This window comes from Variovorax ureilyticus (assembly GCF_037889935.1).
GTDB lineage: Bacteria > Pseudomonadota > Gammaproteobacteria > Burkholderiales > Burkholderiaceae_C > Variovorax > Variovorax ureilyticus.
The window spans coordinates 31,535-47,790 of record NZ_JBBKZU010000021.1 but is presented as its reverse complement, the minus strand read 5'-3'; the positions used below and the strand labels follow the sequence as shown (position 1 = coordinate 47,790).

At 60.5% G+C, this 16,256-nt stretch carries 14 protein-coding genes and 1 pseudogene; 13 read left to right on the top strand and 2 right to left on the bottom strand.

Annotated features, from left to right (window positions below; genetic code table 11):
* Positions 1-80 precede the first annotated feature (80 nt).
* The 5 genes from WKW77_RS31075 (at position 81) to otnK (ending at position 4,608) form a co-directional block, all read left to right on the top strand.
* Positions 81-1,055, top strand: a complete 975-nt coding sequence (locus WKW77_RS31075) for a tripartite tricarboxylate transporter substrate binding protein (protein ID WP_340360747.1) — start codon at positions 81-83, stop codon at positions 1,053-1,055.
* Between the two features lie 38 nt (positions 1,056-1,093).
* Positions 1,094-2,164 (top strand): Ldh family oxidoreductase, encoded by a 1,071-nt coding sequence (locus WKW77_RS31070; protein WP_340360746.1) that lies wholly within the window; start codon positions 1,094-1,096, stop codon positions 2,162-2,164.
* 12 nt (positions 2,165-2,176) lie between these two features.
* On the top strand, positions 2,177-2,917 hold the full coding sequence (gene nanR, locus WKW77_RS31065) for a transcriptional regulator NanR (protein ID WP_340360745.1): 741 nt from the start codon (positions 2,177-2,179) through the stop codon (positions 2,915-2,917).
* The gene (locus tag WKW77_RS31060) at positions 2,914-3,222 is read left to right on the top strand and encodes a putative quinol monooxygenase (RefSeq protein WP_340360744.1); all 309 of its coding nucleotides are present in this window, start codon (positions 2,914-2,916) and stop codon (positions 3,220-3,222) included. Before nanR ends, WKW77_RS31060 begins: the two co-directional genes overlap by 4 nt.
* 108 nt (positions 3,223-3,330) lie before the next feature.
* Positions 3,331-4,608 (top strand): 3-oxo-tetronate kinase, encoded by a 1,278-nt coding sequence (gene otnK, locus WKW77_RS31055; RefSeq protein ID WP_340360743.1) that lies wholly within the window; start codon positions 3,331-3,333, stop codon positions 4,606-4,608.
* Between the two features lie 310 nt (positions 4,609-4,918).
* Here the strand turns inward: otnK and WKW77_RS31050 are convergent, their stop codons facing one another.
* Entirely contained in the window at positions 4,919-5,806 is an 888-nt protein-coding gene (locus WKW77_RS31050; RefSeq protein WP_340360742.1) for a LysR substrate-binding domain-containing protein, read from the bottom strand.
* A 395-nt stretch (positions 5,807-6,201) separates the two neighbouring features.
* On the opposite strand from WKW77_RS31050, the gene WKW77_RS31045 reads away from it, so the two are divergent.
* The 8 genes from WKW77_RS31045 to WKW77_RS31010 all read left to right on the top strand — a co-directional run bounded on the left by WKW77_RS31045 (position 6,202) and on the right by WKW77_RS31010 (position 15,178).
* Positions 6,202-7,074 carry a transketolase gene (locus WKW77_RS31045; protein WP_340360741.1) on the top strand — a complete coding sequence of 291 codons (873 nt, stop codon included), beginning with the start codon at positions 6,202-6,204 and terminating at the stop codon, positions 7,072-7,074.
* On the top strand, positions 7,071-8,072 hold the full coding sequence (locus WKW77_RS31040; RefSeq protein WP_340360740.1) for a transketolase family protein: 1,002 nt from the start codon (positions 7,071-7,073) through the stop codon (positions 8,070-8,072). The genes WKW77_RS31045 and WKW77_RS31040 overlap by 4 nt, the downstream gene beginning before the upstream one ends.
* Positions 8,069-8,959 (top strand): NAD(P)-dependent oxidoreductase, encoded by an 891-nt coding sequence (locus WKW77_RS31035; RefSeq protein WP_340360739.1) that lies wholly within the window; start codon positions 8,069-8,071, stop codon positions 8,957-8,959. Before WKW77_RS31040 ends, WKW77_RS31035 begins: the two co-directional genes overlap by 4 nt.
* Complete coding sequence (locus WKW77_RS31030; RefSeq protein ID WP_340360738.1) at positions 8,956-9,804, top strand: alpha/beta fold hydrolase; 849 nt, start codon at positions 8,956-8,958, stop codon at positions 9,802-9,804. Before WKW77_RS31035 ends, WKW77_RS31030 begins: the two co-directional genes overlap by 4 nt.
* A 50-nt stretch (positions 9,805-9,854) precedes the next feature.
* Positions 9,855-10,865, top strand: a complete 1,011-nt coding sequence (locus tag WKW77_RS31025; protein WP_340360737.1) for a TRAP transporter substrate-binding protein — start codon at positions 9,855-9,857, stop codon at positions 10,863-10,865.
* A gap of 8 nt (positions 10,866-10,873) precedes the next feature.
* Positions 10,874-12,748 carry a TRAP transporter large permease gene (locus tag WKW77_RS31020; protein ID WP_340360736.1) on the top strand — a complete coding sequence of 625 codons (1,875 nt, stop codon included), beginning with the start codon at positions 10,874-10,876 and terminating at the stop codon, positions 12,746-12,748.
* A 97-nt stretch (positions 12,749-12,845) separates the two neighbouring features.
* Positions 12,846-14,837, top strand: a complete 1,992-nt coding sequence (gene tkt, locus WKW77_RS31015; RefSeq protein ID WP_340360735.1) for a transketolase — start codon at positions 12,846-12,848, stop codon at positions 14,835-14,837.
* Entirely contained in the window at positions 14,837-15,178 is a 342-nt protein-coding gene (locus WKW77_RS31010; protein WP_340360734.1) for a Rossmann-fold NAD(P)-binding domain-containing protein, read from the top strand. Before tkt ends, WKW77_RS31010 begins: the two co-directional genes overlap by 1 nt.
* A gap of 73 nt (positions 15,179-15,251) precedes the next feature.
* Here WKW77_RS31010 and WKW77_RS31005 read toward each other — a convergent pair.
* A pseudogene (locus tag WKW77_RS31005) lies at positions 15,252-16,230 on the bottom strand (IS630 family transposase).
* Positions 16,231-16,256: the final 26 nt, after the last annotated feature.

Below are 16,256 nucleotides of genomic sequence, written 5' to 3'. Positions count from 1 at the left end.
GCTTGTTGGATCATTGGCTCCGGGGAATAACAGGCGATCACCGGTGCGCTGAATTTATGGCCTGAGATCTGGAGACAAAAATGCGCTTCAACATTCTTCGCAAACTGGCGGCATCGGCCGTCGTTTGTGCAGCAGCTTTTTCTGCGGCGGCTGCTGGCACGTATCCCGAAAAGACGGTTTTTCTCGTAATTCCATTTGCTCCAGGGGGAACAAACGATATCGTTGGTCGTTTGGTTGCATCTGAACTAAGCAAGAAATACCCCAAGAGCGTTATTGCGGACAACCGCGCAGGTGGCGGTGGCGTGGTCGGGTGGGGACAGGTGGCCAAGGCGCAGCCCGACGGCTACACGTTGCTGACGAGTGATATGTCTTTCGCTATTGCTGCCGGATTGCTTCCCAAGCTTTCGTTCGATCCCAAGAAAGACTTTGTGCCGGTGAGCACCGTCGCGACCGTGCCCTTTGTCGTGGTTGTCAATGCCGAGGTGCCCGCCAAAACGATTCAGGAGTTCGTCGCGCTCGCGAAGAGCAAACCTGGTCAGCTGAACTATGGTTCGGCGGGCAACGGGACCAACTCTCATCTGGCGGCCGAATTGTTCAAGCAGAAGGCGAACGTCAACCTCACGCACGTTCCTTACAAGGGGGCCGCAGCCGCCATGTCGGATCTGATGGGTCACCAGATCGACGTCCTGTTCACGGCCTTGCCAACTGCACTCTCCCAGATTCGATCGGGCCGAATCCGTGCCCTGATGGTGACCAGCAATGAGCGAGTAGCGGTGTTGCCGGACGTGCCCTCCGCGAAGGAAGCCGGGCTTCCAGAAATGGAGATGAATTTTTGGGCAGGCGTTGCCGCACCGACAGGTACACCCGCTGACGTGGTCGAGAAGCTGAATGCGGATATCACCGCGTCTCTGGCCAGCCCCTCAGCAAGAAAAGTCCTGGCGGACCAGGGCCTGACGCCCGTCGGCGACTCCCCGGCGGATGCACGCGCGTTCATGAACTCGGAAATCGACCGCTGGGCGGCATTGGTCAAGTCGGCCAACATCAAGCCCGATTGAATCAAGAGTCGACTCTTCCACCATCAACAGGATCCACTATGGAACAGGGAACCTCAAAGCTCGTCTCCGAGCAAAGCCTCAAGAAATTCTGCAACGCGGTTCTTTGCAAGGCGGGCGTACCTGCCGATGAGGCGTCCGTCGTCGTCGACAACCTGGTGCAAGCCGATCTCCGGGGCGTTGACTCCCATGGCGTGGTCAGATTCCCGATCTACATCAAGCGGCTGCTGGATGGCGGAACAAACGCAACGCCTCGACCCAAGGTCCTCAGGGATTCGCCCACCGCAGTGGTCTACGATGGTGACAACGGCCTTGGACATCTTGTCGGTGTCCGCGCTATGCAACTCGCGATCGACAAGAGCCATGAGCACGGCGGATGCGCGTTCGTGGCAGTACGCAACAGCAACCACTTCGGGGCCGCTGCCTACTACGCAGAGATGGCCGCACGACAGAACATGATCGGCTTTGCCTTCACCATCGGTGCCATCAATCACATGACACCGTGGGGGGGCGCAGAGGCCATGCTCGGAAACAACCCATTTGCCGTGGCCTTTCCGACTCCGACCGGCGACCCCATCGTCCTCGACATGGCTTGCAGTATCGCTGCACGCGGCAAAATCATCGTCGCAGCCAAAGAGGGTAAGCCTATTCCTGCCGATTGGGCAACGGGGCCGGATGGCCTGCCCACAACCGATGCGGTTGAAGCCCTTAAGGGTTTCGTCGTACCAGTTGGCGGACCGAAGGGCTATGCGCTGACGCTGACGGTTGGGCTTCTGAGCACGATGCTGTCAGGGGCGTTCTTCGGTTCGGAGGTAGGCGACTTGTACGAGAAAACCGGAGAGGCGCAGAACAGCGGGCATCTGTTTGGCGTACTGCCTGTCGCGGCATTCGATGAGGTGCCCAATTACATGGCGCGCATCCAGAAGGGAATGGATGACATTCGAAATGCCAAACGTGCTCCAGGTGTCGACAGGATCTACTTGCCGGGTGAGAGAGAGCAACTAAGCCTTCTGTCGCGTCGAGAAAATGGGCTGCCCCTCGGCGAGGGACTTTGGAGAGAGCTTCAGGAACTGGCACAGCGGTATGACGTACCGTTGACGCACATCGACTAGGAAAGAACCCGCATGACAAAACTGCTCCTGCCTCAGCAATCGCCGGTGCGGCGCCGAAAGATCTATGAGGAAATCGTGGATCGGTTGGAGGTGATGATGCTCGATGGAACGCTGTCGCCCGGCGATGTCCTTCCTGCTGAGCGGGAGCTGATGGAGTCGTTTCAAGTCGGTCGCTCCTCTATTCGAGAGGCTCTTTTTGCCTTGCAGCGCATGGGCCTGATATCGATCCGAAATGGTGAGCGTGCCTACGTTACAAAGCCCTCAGCCGATGCCGTGGTCAACGAGTTGGGAGGGGTGGTAAAGCACTTGCTGGCACGCCCCGAGGGCGCACGCGATTTGCAGCGTGCGCGTGCGATGCACGAGGTTTCTCTTGCGCGCTATGCCGCTCGCCATGCCACGGAAGAGGATTTGCAGGCGCTGAAGGCTGCACTCGATGCCAATCGCGAGGCGATGGGTAATGTCACTGCCTTCACCCGCACAGATGTGCAGTTCCACCTAGTTCTGGCCAAGATTCCAAACAACTCGATCTTCACTTCGCTGCATTCGGCGCTTGCCGCATGGCTTTCCGAGCAACGCACGACTTCGCTGCAGGTCGCAGGGGCAGACGAGGCGGCATACGAGGCCCACGAGGCAATCTACAGAGCAATCTCTTCGCGGGACCCGGACGCCGCGGAGAGAGCCATGCAAGGGCACCTCGAGGAGGTAGGGGCGTACTACTGGCACGGACGTGGAAAAGAATCTGGGGATAAATGATGTACGCGGTAATCGTCAGGTTCGCCATTGATGTCATGCACGTTGAGAAATTCCGCGGTCTCGTCTTGTTCAACGCTGAGCAATCCCTTTCGAAAGAAGAAGGGTGCCGGGTATTTGATGTCTGCGAAATGGGAGACGGCGAGTTCTGGCTATACGAGCTCTACGATGATCCCGAGGCCTTCCAACTGCACCTCCGGACGCCTCACTTCCTGCAATTCGATGCGCAAGCCACCACGTGGATCCTCGAGAAGTCTGTAAGGACAGGCCAGCATCTTGCGAAGACGTCATCACTGCAACTCTCTTGACCTCGACATCCAATATTCGCGTCGGCTGCGTTGCCCACGACTTCACAGAAGCCACCGATCTAGAGAACAAGCAGGTACGGGCATCCTTGCTGCTGGAGACCGAATAACATGACCTCGAAAAAGCCCATACTCGGCGTCATCGCCGATGACTTCACTGGCGCCACCGATGTGGCGGGCATGCTTGTTCATTCCGGTATGCGTACCGTCCAGGTGATCGGCGTTCCCAGTGGTCCCGCTCCGGCTGCAGATGCTGTGGTGATCGCGCTCAAGTCCCGTACGAATCCGGCTTCTGAAGCAGTAGAGGAGTCGCTTGCAGCATTGCGATGGCTCCAGGAGGCTGGCGCTCGGCAGATCTACTTCAAGTATTGCTCGACGTTTGATTCGACTCCTGCTGGCAACATCGGCCCTGTTGCCGAGGCGCTGATGGACGCCCTCGACACCACCTTCACTGTTGCCTGCCCCGCTTTCCCAGAGAACGGAAGAACCATTTGTCGCGGGCACCTTTTCGTCGGTGACGAGTTGCTGTCGGACTCAGGGATGCGCAACCATCCCTTGACACCAATGACTGATTCGAACCTCGTCAGGGTGCTGCAGAGTCAGTGTCGCGGGCGAGTGGGATTGCTGCGGTACGACGTTCTTTCAAAGGGTGTTGAAGCGACCCGCGAGCGCATGAAGGAGCTGCAAGCGGACGGCGTCCGACTCGCTGTCGCGGACGCGTTGGACAACGAGCATCTGCGCACACTCGCGGCGGCTTGTGCTGAGCTTCCATTGCTGACCGCCGGATCAGGGCTGGCGTTGGGGCTCCCCCAGGTTTACCGGGAGCGAGGCTGGATCGCGATGCATGGTGAGGACACGAACTTGCCGAAATCCAGCGGATATGCCGCCGTTCTCTCGGGATCGTGTTCGACGGCAAGCAACCAGCAAGTGAAGCACTGGATTCAGTCGGGCCGTCCTGCTTTGCCAATCGATGCTCTAGCCTTGGCAGAAGGACGGGATGAAGCGGGGCATGCCATTGCATGGGCTATGAGCCAGCTTGAGAAGGGCTCAGTACTGGTGTACGCCACAGCAGAGCCTGAGCGTGTGCGAACGGTCCAAGCGACTCTCGGCGCCGCCCGTGCGGGCGAACTGGTGGAGCGTTGCCTGGCTCAGGTCGCACGCGGCCTGGTCGACCGCGGCGTCGAGCGCCTGGTGGTGGCGGGCGGCGAAACGTCTGGCGCTGTAGTGAAAGCGCTTGAGGTCAGCCGTCTGCGCATTGGTCCGCTGATCGATCCGGGGGTTCCGTGGACCGCAGTGCAAGACGACAGTCGCAGCTTGCTCCTGGCACTGAAGTCCGGAAACTTCGGTTCTACCGATTTCTTCACGAAGGCATTGGCCCAGCTCCCGTAAATCCCCCGTTTTTCCTTTGACGCGCCACAGCTTCTGTGCGCGCGAATGGATTGTCATGCCCAATTTTGCCGCAGAGTGTCATTGATGCACGGGGATCGATTTGCCGCCGCGCTGAACGATGGCTTTCGCGCCGTGGAGTTCCTTTTTCCAAGTTCGCTTGGCATGGCATCGATCTTTTGATTGAGCCGATTAGCAAGCGCGACATGCCGGCCTCCAGTGCACTCGCCGGCCGCGACGGTACAGACCCGATCGCCCCCTCTCTTGGTGAATAGCTTGAACCAAGGCCCCACTGAGCGGGGGCGAGTCGGCCTCAGGAGCTTTTGCGAGCCTCCTCACGGAGCCAGTTTGCGAACTTCATGACTCGGTCCCACTGCGCATGGGCGCGCGGGAAGACAAGATGATGCGCGCGCACATGCATACCTTTCCTGTCCTCGAAGACCGGCACGAGTTCACCTTTCCGAAGCGCTACCTCGGCGGTCTTGCTGCTGTCCAATGCAATCCCGAGCCCTTGGATTGCGGCGTCCAGAACCATGAAGGTGCGGTCGAATGCAAGGCTGTAACCGCCCGGGCTGACAGGTACTCCGTTTGCTGCGAACCAGTGCGGCCACTGCACAAGCGTCAGCTCCGAGAGGATGAGGTCCTGGTCTACCAAGTCTTCGGGGCTTCGGATGTTCAGTTTGGACTTCAGGCTCGGGCTGATCAGCGGCAGGATTTCCTCCGAGAAGAGCGTTTCAACATGCAGGTCACGGCCTCTTACCGCTCCGTAGCAGATGTCTACGTCCGTTTCGCCGCGCGCAAAATCCACCTCACCATGGGACGCGTCGAGTTGCACCCGAATCTCCGGGTGCTTTGCCCTGAAGCTGGGTAGTCTGGGCATCAACCAGAGACTTGCAAAAGTGGGCACGGAATGAATGCGCAGAACTTCAGCGACCTCGCCGGAGCGCACGTTTTGTGCTGCGGATGCGAGCAGCGTGAGAGCTCCAGTGATGTCGCGCTGGAAGCGCTCGCCGAAGATGGTGAGAGTGAGCCCGCGAGGTGACCGGTCGAACAGCTGTCGATCGACGAAGGCCTCGAGGTTTGAGACCTGATGGCTGACGGCCGAGACCGTCAGGTTGAGTTCTTCAGCCGCCTTGCTGATGCTGCCAAGACGCGCCACCGCGTCGAACGCAAGAAGACCTTTAAACGGAGGAATCTGCATAGGGAGATTGCGGAAGGGACCACTTTTAACGCCACTCGGACTGTACTAGCCGCCTCGCCGAGGCAGCCCCCGAGAAACTCCTCACCAGCGTTTCACGACAGCCTTGCCATCGACGGCGGGAAAGCGGACTGCACCCTGCTGACGGCAGGCGGTGCAGCTGCGGATGGACCCGCGGCGGCCGTAGCGAGGCCGTCCCTACGGTAGCGACGGGGTAGAGCCCGCGCGAAGGAAAAAATAGGGTAACTACTGATTAAGGCATTTTTCAACCCCGCTTGAACGGCACTGCCTTGTTCAGTCATAGCCCCGCCGAGACACTCCTAGCCACCACTTCGCAGGAGCCTCACATGAACATCGCAAGCCGCCACATCCCGCTGGCAGACCAGAGTTTCTAAGCCATGGCCAAGAACGACAAAGCCGCCGCAACGTCGACCCCGCAGCTGACCAGGCTAGCTGCCAGTGCCTATCGAATTCGGCGCTTCGCCCTGCGCATGGGGGAGGTCCAAGGTCAGGGCTATATCGGGCAAGCCTTGGGCTGGGCAGATGTGCTTGCAGTTGCCTACGCCTACGCACTGAACTATCGACCTGAGGACCCGTACTGGGAAGGCAGAGATCGCTTCCTGCTCTCCCACGGCCACTACGCAATCGCGTTCTACGCCGCGCTGCTCGAGGCCGGGATCATCGAGGAGAACGAACTTGAGACCTACGGGAGCGACGACAGCCGCTTGCCGATGTCGGGCATGGCCACCTACACGCCCGGCATGGAGATCTCAGGAGGCTCTCTCGGGCAGGGGCTTGCCATCGGCGTGGGCATGGCACTGGCCTTGCGGCACAAGGGACACAGCGCGTTTGTCTACAACTCGATGTCAGATGGTGAGCTCGACGAGGGTTCGACGTGGGAAGCGGCCATGGGCGCAGCCCACCACAGGCTTTCGAATCTGATCTGCCTGGTCGACATCAACAACCAGCAAGCGGACGGCCCTTCAAGCAAGGTGCTCGGCTTCGAGCCGCTGGCCCAGAAGTGGGAAGCATTCGGATGGCACGTCCAGCGTGTCGATGGCAACGATCTGCCTGCCGTGATGAAGGCGTTCGACACAGCCCGTGAATTCACCGAACCAAAGCCCCGAGTGATCCTTTTTGACACCCTGATGGGGAAGGGCGTGCCGTTTCTCGAAAAGCGCGAGAAGAACCATTTCATCCGCGTCGATCCTCCAGAGTGGCAGCAGGCCCTGGAATATCTCGATCAATCGCAACAAGGAGCGACCGCATGAACGCCGTCACCGAGAAGAAGCCACGTTTGACGACGTCGGCAATGATCGCCTCGATCGCTGGCGAGGGACAGCGAGTAAAGGCTGCGCCCTTCGGAAAGGCGCTTTCCGAACTTGCGGGTAAATCCTCAGAGATTGTTGGCTTGACGGCCGATCTGGCGAAGTACACCGACCTGCATCTGTTCGCCCAGGCGTTCCCTGAGCGGTATTTCCAGATGGGCATGGCCGAGCAGTTGCTGATGGCGGCTGCCGGAGGGTTCGCGAAGGAGGGGCTGGTTCCGTTCGCGACCACGTACGCTGCATTCGGAACCCGTCGCGCCTACGACTTCATCCACCAGGTGATCGCAGAGGAGAACCTGAATGTGAAGATCTGCTGCGCTCTGCCTGGCCTCACCACGGGGTATGGTCCCAGTCACGTCGCGACGGAGGACCTGGCGATGATGCGCGGCATCCCCGGCATGACGGTCATTGATCCCTGCGACGCGCTTGATATCGAGCAAGCCGTACCGCAGATCGCCGCTTTCAACGGCCCGGTGTATATGCGTCTGCTCCGAGGCAATGTTCCGCTCGTGCTCGACGAGTATGACTACAAGTTCGAGCTTGGCAAGGCCAAGGTGCTACGAGGTGGCCGTGACGTGTTGATCATTTCAACCGGGATCATGACCATGCGCGCGCTTGAGGCGGCCGCAAGCCTGCAGGCCGACAGTGTGGATGTCTCGGTACTGCACGTGCCTACGATCAAGCCCCTGGACGAGGCTACCCTGCTCGCAGAGGGTCAACGCACAGGGCGACTTGTCGTCGTCGCGGAGAACCACTCCACCGTCGGAGGTCTGGCTGAGGCAGTAGCAGGGACCTTCTTACGCGCGGGTGTCGCCCCGAGATTTCGACAGATCAGCCTTCCCGACAAGTTTCTCGATGCTGGCGCGCTGCCTACGCTGCATGACCGGTACGGCATCTCGACGAATGCAGTGGTCGCATCCATCAAGGAGTGGTTGGCATGAACGCGAAAACGAAAGTCGGCCTGATTGGGCTCGGCGCCATGGGTCGTGGCGTCGCAAGCAACATGTTGGCCAAGGGCTACGACGTGGTAGGAACGGATGTACGCGCTGAGGCGCTCGACTGGCTTCGAGCACAAGGTGGGACGCCGGTCCAGTCGCTTGCTGAAATGGCGCGCCAGGTTCAGATCGTCATCTGTTTCGTCGTGAACTCCGCGCAGACCGATGCTGTCCTCTTCGGGGAAGACGGCTTGGTCGGTCACCTTCCCCGCGGCGCTGTGTTCGTAGCGTGCAGCACCATGGATCCGGCATACGTTCGAGACCTGGCCCAGAAGCTTGAAGAACATTCAGTCTCGCTGGTTGACGCGCCCGTTTCGGGTGGGGCTGCCGGCGCTGAACGCGGCACCCTGACCATCATGGGATCAGGCCCCTCCGAAGCTTTCGACCTTGTGCGGCCTGTGCTGCAAACGTTCGGCAAGCATGTCCACTACCTTGGACGAGCGGGCGCTGGCGCACAGATGAAGATTCTGAATCAGCTCTTGTGCGGCGTTCACCTCGCAGCCGCGGGAGAGGCGCTGGCTTTGGCTGAGCGGCAGGGATTGCCACTCGACTTGACGCTGGAGATCCTCTGCAGCGGTGCGGCCGGATCCTGGATGCTGGCTGATCGCGGCCCGCGCATGGTTTCCGGTGAATTCGGGAACGTCAAGTCGGCCGTGGACATCTTCGTCAAGGACATGTCTCTCGTGCTCGACGCAACGCGCGAGTCGCGCTTCCCGGCGGCTCTTGCCCATGACGCATACCTCGCCTTCCTCGGAACCACGGCACGAGGACTTGGCACGCAGGATGACTCGGCCGTGATGACCCACTATCAGACGTCAAAGAGGAGCGTATGACAGACATTCGAAGCAACTATGCCGATCTCGGCGACGGGCTGGTTCACTACCTCACTGCCGGCAAGGGAGAACCGCTGGTTCTGCTGCACGGGATCCCCCAAACATCCTACGAGTGGCGGCATGTGATTCCGATGCTAGCGGACCGCTTCCAGATCGTTGCACCTGATCTAAGGGGACTGGGTGACAGCTCGCGAGCCGCGAGCGGCTTCGACAAGAAGACGGTAGCTGGTGACGTCTGGCGCCTGTTGAGCGAGCATCTGAAGATCGACAGCTTCTTCCTGGTTGGCCACGATTGGGGCGGCCCCACAGCGTTCGCCCTTGCTTGTGCCCACCAGGAAGCAGTCAGGCGCCTGGCGATTCTTGACGTTGCCATCCCGGGCGACGGTGCCGACTTCTCCCAGGGTGGTCGCCGCTGGCATCACGCGCTCTTCCGCACGCCGCACCTGCCAGAAGCACTGCTGCACGACCGCGAGCACATCTACTTCGACTGGCTGTTCGACAACTACGGCTATCTGCCAAACAGCGTCACGGAGGTGGACCGCACAGAGTACCTGCGTACCTATCGCAAGCCCGGTGCCATGAGTGCGATGTTCGGCTACTACCGCGCCCTTCCACAAGACGCGGAGGACAACAGGGCGTTCCTCGCCACGAACGGCAAGTTGCGCATGCCTGTGCTCGCGCTCGGAGGTGACAAGGCTTTCGGACGCGGAATCGAAACGCTTGAGTCACTCCAGCGCGTAGCCGAAAACGTGCGCGGCGGTCTGATCCCGAATAGCGGCCACTGGGTCACCGAAGAGCAACCTGAGTTCGTCGCTGGAGAGCTTCGCAAGTTCTTCCTCGAATAGGCCAGCTGAAAAAAACCATACCTCAAAAAGTCAACCACGGAGACAACGTCATGACCATTTCTCGCCGCAAATTGATCCAAGCGACCGTCGCAGTGGGCGCCGGAATAGGGGCACCATCCCTGGTCTTCGGGCAGTCTCAATTTCGTCTGAAGTTCGCCAACATCATGCCCGTGGATCATCCGCTGAACGTTCGAATGACCGAGGCGAGCGCTCAGATCAAACAGATGACGAACGGGCAAGTCGACATTCAGGTATTCCCCGCCAGTCAGCTCGGAACGGATGCCGACATGCTCGCTCAGGTGCGCTCAGGAGGCATCGACCTGTTTGCGCAAACGGGCCTCATCCTCGCTACGTTGGTCCCAGTCGCTGCTATCAACGGCATCGGGTTCGCGTTCAGCGACTATCCGACTGTCTGGAAGACCATGGACGGGGCGCTTGGCAAGCACGTCATCAAGGCCTTCGAGAAGGCGAACCTCGTTGCCTTCGACAAGATGTGGGACAACGGTTTCCGGCAGACGCTTTCGGTTTCCAAGCCCATCCGCACCCCTGACGACCTGAACGGCTTCAAGATCCGCGTTCCCCCGAGCCCCTTGTGGACAGCGATGTTCAAGTCCATCGGCGCGTCCCCTGTCTCGATTCCCTGGGGCGAGACCTATTCTGCGCTGCAGACGAAGGTGGCCGACGGACTGGAAAATCCCTTGGCGGGCATCTACTACGCGAAGATGCACGAAGTTGGGAAGTATTTGTCTACGACGAACCATATGTGGGATGGCTTCTGGATGCTGGCCAATCGCCGGTCGTTCGAAGCGATGCCGCCCGCTACCCGCGAGATCATTACCAAAGTGGTGAACGAAGCTGCGCTCAAGGAACGCGCGGATGTGGAGAAGCTGAATGTTGATCTGAAGTCTCAGCTTGCCGCGAAGGGATTGCAATTTGTCGATGTCAAGCCGGAAGCTTTCCGCCAGAAGCTTCAACAGTCTGGTTTCTATGCTGACTGGAAAAAGCGTCTTGGCGATGAGGCGTGGGGTCTTCTTGAGGCCACGACCACCAAGCTCGCATGAGGTGAACCATGGACACCCGCGTAGACCCCAATATGCTGGCCGTCGAACGACCAAGCGCCGGCAGCATCTCATGGTTTGAGAATGGCCTGCGTCGGGTGGTCGAGGTGCTGGCTTCGACGATCCTGGTGATAGAGATCGCCGTTCTGTTCATCGGCGTGGTGGCGCGGTATGCACTTGGTGCGCCCGTCACCTGGTCCGATGAGCTCGCCTCCATACTCTTCATCTGGCTGGCGATGCTTGGCGCGGCGGTGGCTTTCCAACGCAACAGTCACATGAAGATGACTGCCTTCTCGGATGGGAGGAAGGGGTCAACGCGTCAGTTGCTCGACGTTCTCGGTCTTGCGGTACCTCTGGCTTTTCTGGTCCTGATCGTGCACCCGGCCATCGAGTACGCGATCGACGAGATCATCGTCATCACTCCGGCCCTGGAGATCTCGAACGCGTGGCGCGCCGCGGCGTTCCCGACGGGTGTGGTGCTGATGATCGCATTCGCCGTCTGCCGCATCGTGAGAATGCATCTCTACAAGCGAATCCTGGCGACCGCCATCGCAATTCTGATCGTGGGCTCGGCGCTCTACTTTGTCGGCAGGCCCTGGCTAATGCAGCTCGGCAACTGGAATCTGCTGATCTTCCTGGTCGGGATGATTGCGGTCGGGGTCTTTCTCGGCATCCCGATTGCCTTCGTGTTCGCGCTGTCGGCCCTCTCGTACGTCACTCTCTCGACCAGTACACCCACTGTTGTCCTTGCCGGCCGGATGGACGAGGGCATGAGCCACCTGATCCTGTTGGCCGTTCCACTCTTCGTCTATCTTGGGTTGCTGATCGAGGCGAACGGAATGGCACGCGCCATGGTCGGATTTCTTGCCTCTTTGCTGGGCCATGTTCGAGGAGGTCTGTCCTATGTGCTCATCGGCGCCATGTACCTCGTTTCGGGTATCTCGGGCTCAAAGACGGCCGACATGGCGGCGTTCGCTCCGGCGCTGTTTCCTGAAATGCAGAAACGCGGCGCAAAGCCTGGTGACTTGGTTGCGCTCCTTGCTGCCAGTGGAGCGCAGACCGAGACCATTCCTCCGAGTATTGTGGTCATCACGATCGGCTCCGTCACCGGGGTCTCGATAGCCGCGCTCTTCACGGGAGGCCTTGTCCCCGGTCTCGCACTGGGAATCGCGCTGTGTGGCGTCGTTTGGTGGCGCTATCGAAAAGAGGACCTCTCGAAGGTGACCCGGTCGACGCGTCGGGAGATCCTGTCCTCGTTCGTGATCGCATTCCCGGCCCTCGCGCTGCCGTTTGTCATCCGTTCCGCGGTCGTCGAAGGTGTCGCAACAGCCACCGAGGTTTCGACGATCGGGATCGTGTACTCGTTGATCGTCGGAATCGCCATCTATCGTCACCTCGATCTTCGACGACTCGGCGCCATGCTGGCCGAGACAGCCACGCTGTCCGGAGCGATCCTTTTCATCATCGGGGCGGCCACTGCCGTGGCCTGGTCTCTGACGCAGTCAGGCTTTTCGCGTGATCTGGCGTCGATGATGAGGAGCCTGCCTGGCGGTGCTCCTGTCTTCATGATCGTGTCGATCATTGCATTCATCATCCTGGGGAGCGTGCTCGAAGGAATTCCAGCCCTCGTGTTGTTTGCGCCGCTGGTGTTTCCTATTGCCAAGAGCCTCGGAATCCATGAGGTCCAGTACGCGATGGTGGTGATTCTGGCGATGGGTATCGGACTCTTCGCGCCTCCGGTTGGTGTCGGCTACTACGCGGCGTGCACCGTAGGACGCGTCAACCCCAACGAAGGGCTGACGGCCATCTGGGGATACATGCTTGCGCTCATCGTGGGCCTGGCCGTAGTCGCCGCCGTACCCTGGCTATCGATCGGATTCCTCTGAGAACGGCGTCTCAGACCGGCTCGTTTCTAACCTCAACCAACTATGAACCTAAGCAACGCGCAGGGCTTTGGCCCGGCGCGTCCAGGAGAACCTTGTCATGTCAAAACCGGAACCTTCAAAACTTGCCAACGCCATCCGCTTCCTAGCGATCGATGCCATTGTCAAAGCGGGCGAGGGACATCAGGGCGTGCCGCTGGGCATGGCGGAAATTGCGACTGCGCTCTATACCCGTCACCTGAAATTCATGGCCGGCGACCCGACCTGGCCCGATCGGGACCGGGTTGTCCTTTCCAATGGTCACGGGTCTATGTTGCTGTACGCGTTGTTGCACCTGACGGGTTACGAGCGCTTTCCGATCGAGGAGATCAGACGCTTTCGTGAACTCGGTGCACATACCGAAGGACACCCGGAATTCGATGTGGCCAGCGGCATCGAAGTGACCACGGGTCCGCTCGGTCAGGGAATCGCGAATGCCTTCGGCATGGCAGTCGCCGAGGCATATCTGAGCGCCCGATTCGGGTCGCAGCTGGTGGATCATCGCACCTACGCATTTGTCGGAGACGGCTGCCTGCAGGAGGGGGTCGGTCAGGAGATGATCTCGTTGGCAGGCCATCTACGCCTGAGCAAGTTGACGCTACTGTGGGACGATAACCGCATTACGGATGACGGGAGTACTGACCTTTCGATCAGCGAGGACGTGGCCGAGCGCTTCCGGGTCGCTGGGTGGCACGTGGTCGAGGTCGACGGTCACGACCTGGAGGCTGTATCGGCCGCATTGACCGCCGCGAAGTCGGACCTGCGTCCGTCGTTCATTGCTTGCCGCACTGTGATCGCCAAGGGGCTGGCACGCCTCCAAGGCCAGCGTGGCGGACACAGCGGGCGCCTCCACCCCGAGGACGCGGACGTGGCGCGCAACGAACTGGATTGGCCCTATGCGCCGTTCGAAATTCCCGCACCCGAGCTCAAATCGTGGCGAGAGGCTGGCCGCCGCAGCGAGGCCGATCATGCGGCATGGCAAGCTCGCCGCGATGCTTTGGCCGCCCACGAGCGAGCCGAGTTCGATCGTGTACTTGCGGGCGAGCTCCCGGAGGGCTGGCGCGGCGTGCTGCTTGACTACAAGCGGCGTGCGCTCGATCTCGCCGAGGCCCCTGGCGGCATCATGATCTCGGGTGAAATCAACGATCTCCTGAAGGATGTGTTGCCCGAACGGATGGTGGGCTGCGCGGATCTTGAGGCCCCGACGAGTCACAAGCGCCGTCTGAAGGCGTTCACCGCCGACGATCGTAGCGGTGCCTACGTGCACTGCGGGGTTCGCGAGCACCTGATGGGCTCGATGGCCAACGGCATGGCGGCTCATGGCGGTGTTTTGCCGCTGGCCGTTACATACCTGGCTTTCTCGGACTATGAACGCCCGGCGATGCGTATGGCGGCCCTGATGGGGCTGCCCGTGAAGTTCGTGTTCAGCCATGATTCGATCGGCGTCGGGAAGAACGGGCCCACCCATCAACCCGTCGAGATCCTGGCATCTCTGCGCGCAATGCCCAACATGCTGGTCCTTCGACCTGCGGATGCGGTCGAGGCAGCCGAGTGCTGGGAAGTCGCGTTGGAGCATAACAGCGGCCCTTCGACGCTTGTCTTCGCCCGCCAGTCCTTGCCGACGGTTCGAAAGACGCATGTGCAAGAAAACCTGTGTCGTCGCGGGGCATACGTGCTTGCCGAAGGTGAGGGAGGCGAACGAGCCGTGACATTGCTGGCGACGGGTTCCGAAGTAGCGATCGCGCTCAGGGCGCGCGAGCGGCTTCAGGCCGAGGGTGTCGCCACTGCGGTGGTGTCGATGCCATCCTGGGAACTCTTCGATGCGCAATACGAGGTTTATCGAGCACAGGTGCTCAAACCTGGTTCCGCAACGGTTGCCATCGAGGCGGCTGTCCGCTTCGGCTGGGACCGTTATCTGGGCCAGCGCGGCGGGTTTGTCGGCATGACTGGATTTGGGGCGTCCGGCCCTGCGGATGCCCTGTACGAGAAGTTCGGCATCACGCCATCTGCAATCGTCGCAGAGGCTAAGCGGTTGCTGGAATCGTCTAACTGATGCTTGAGACCATCATGCAAAAAATTGTCTTTCTTGATCGTTCCACCATCGCACCGCAGACACGTCTGCGGCGACCAGACTTCGATCACGAAATAGTTGAGCACGCAAGCACCTTGCCAGACCAAGTCGCCGCGCGGCTTCAGGGTGCGAGTGTCGCCATCACCAACAAGGCGCCCATCACGGCGCGGACACTTGAGGCGCTGCCTTCCTTGCGGCTCGTCGCCGTCGCAGCGACCGGAACGGACTTCGTGGACAAGGTCGCCTGCCAAGCTCGGGGGTCACCGTCGTCAACATCTGGGGCTACGCGCTCAACACAGTCCCCGAGCATACGTTTGCGCTGATCCTCGCATTGCGTCGAAACGTTGTCGCGTACCGCGATGCTGTGCTTATTGATTCGGCATGAACGAACTTGAATCAGGCCGCATAGCGAACCGGCTCGTGTTCGAAGTAACTCTTGATGCGTTCAGGTTTGCGTTGCACGCTGCTCAGGTGCCTCGCGGCGGCCTTGACCAACTGCAACTTCGTGCGGGCCGGGGCGAGCTTCGTGACGGCCTGCTTGAGATCGGCGTTGGCCATCTCGTTGGGGTTGAGCTCCGGGCTGTAGCTCGGCAGGTAGAACACCTCAATCTCGTGCTTGTGCTCGGCAAGCCAGGCCTTTACGGGCCTGCTGTGATGCACGCGGAGGTTGTCCAGGATCAGATAGATCTTGCGGCCCGCGTCCTTGATGAGGCGGCGCAGGAAGTCGATCAGGATGTCGGAGTTGAGCGCGCCGTCGTAGGCCTTCCAGCGCATCTGCCCTTTGTTGGTGACCGTGGAGATGACCGACAGGCCGTGGCGCTTGTTGTTCACTCGCACGACCGGGGTCTCGCCCCTGGGCGCGTAACTGCGACCACGCACGTCGTCGCTGCGAAGCCCGGTCTCATCGCCCCAGTGGATCTCCGCGCCCTTCGACCTTGGCGCACGCGGCGATGACGGGATATTCCTCCTCGAGCCACTTCTTCACCGCCGCAGGCGACTGCTCGTAGGCCTTCTTCATGGGCTTCTGAGGCGTGAAGCCCCAGCGCGCCAGGTACAGCCCCATCGTGCGCACCGGCAAGCGGATCCCGAAGCGCTGCTCGATGAGTTCCCCTACCGCTGCGCGAGTCCACAGCGCGTACGGCATCTTCAGCTGATCGGGCGTCTTGTCGGTGATGAGCTTGCGCACTGCTGCCTCCTGGGCCGTATCCAGGCGCCGTCCGTCGCCCAGCTTGCGGCCTCCAGGGGCGTCTCGCAACGCCTTGGCGCCGGCCGCCTCATGGCGCTTGCAGATGTCGAAGACGCCGGTACGGCTCAGACCCGTCTGCGACGCACGAATGCCGACCTCGTTGGCACCGACCTCAGGCTGTCGATCCATCGCACCATGCCGAGAAGGGTCCCGAG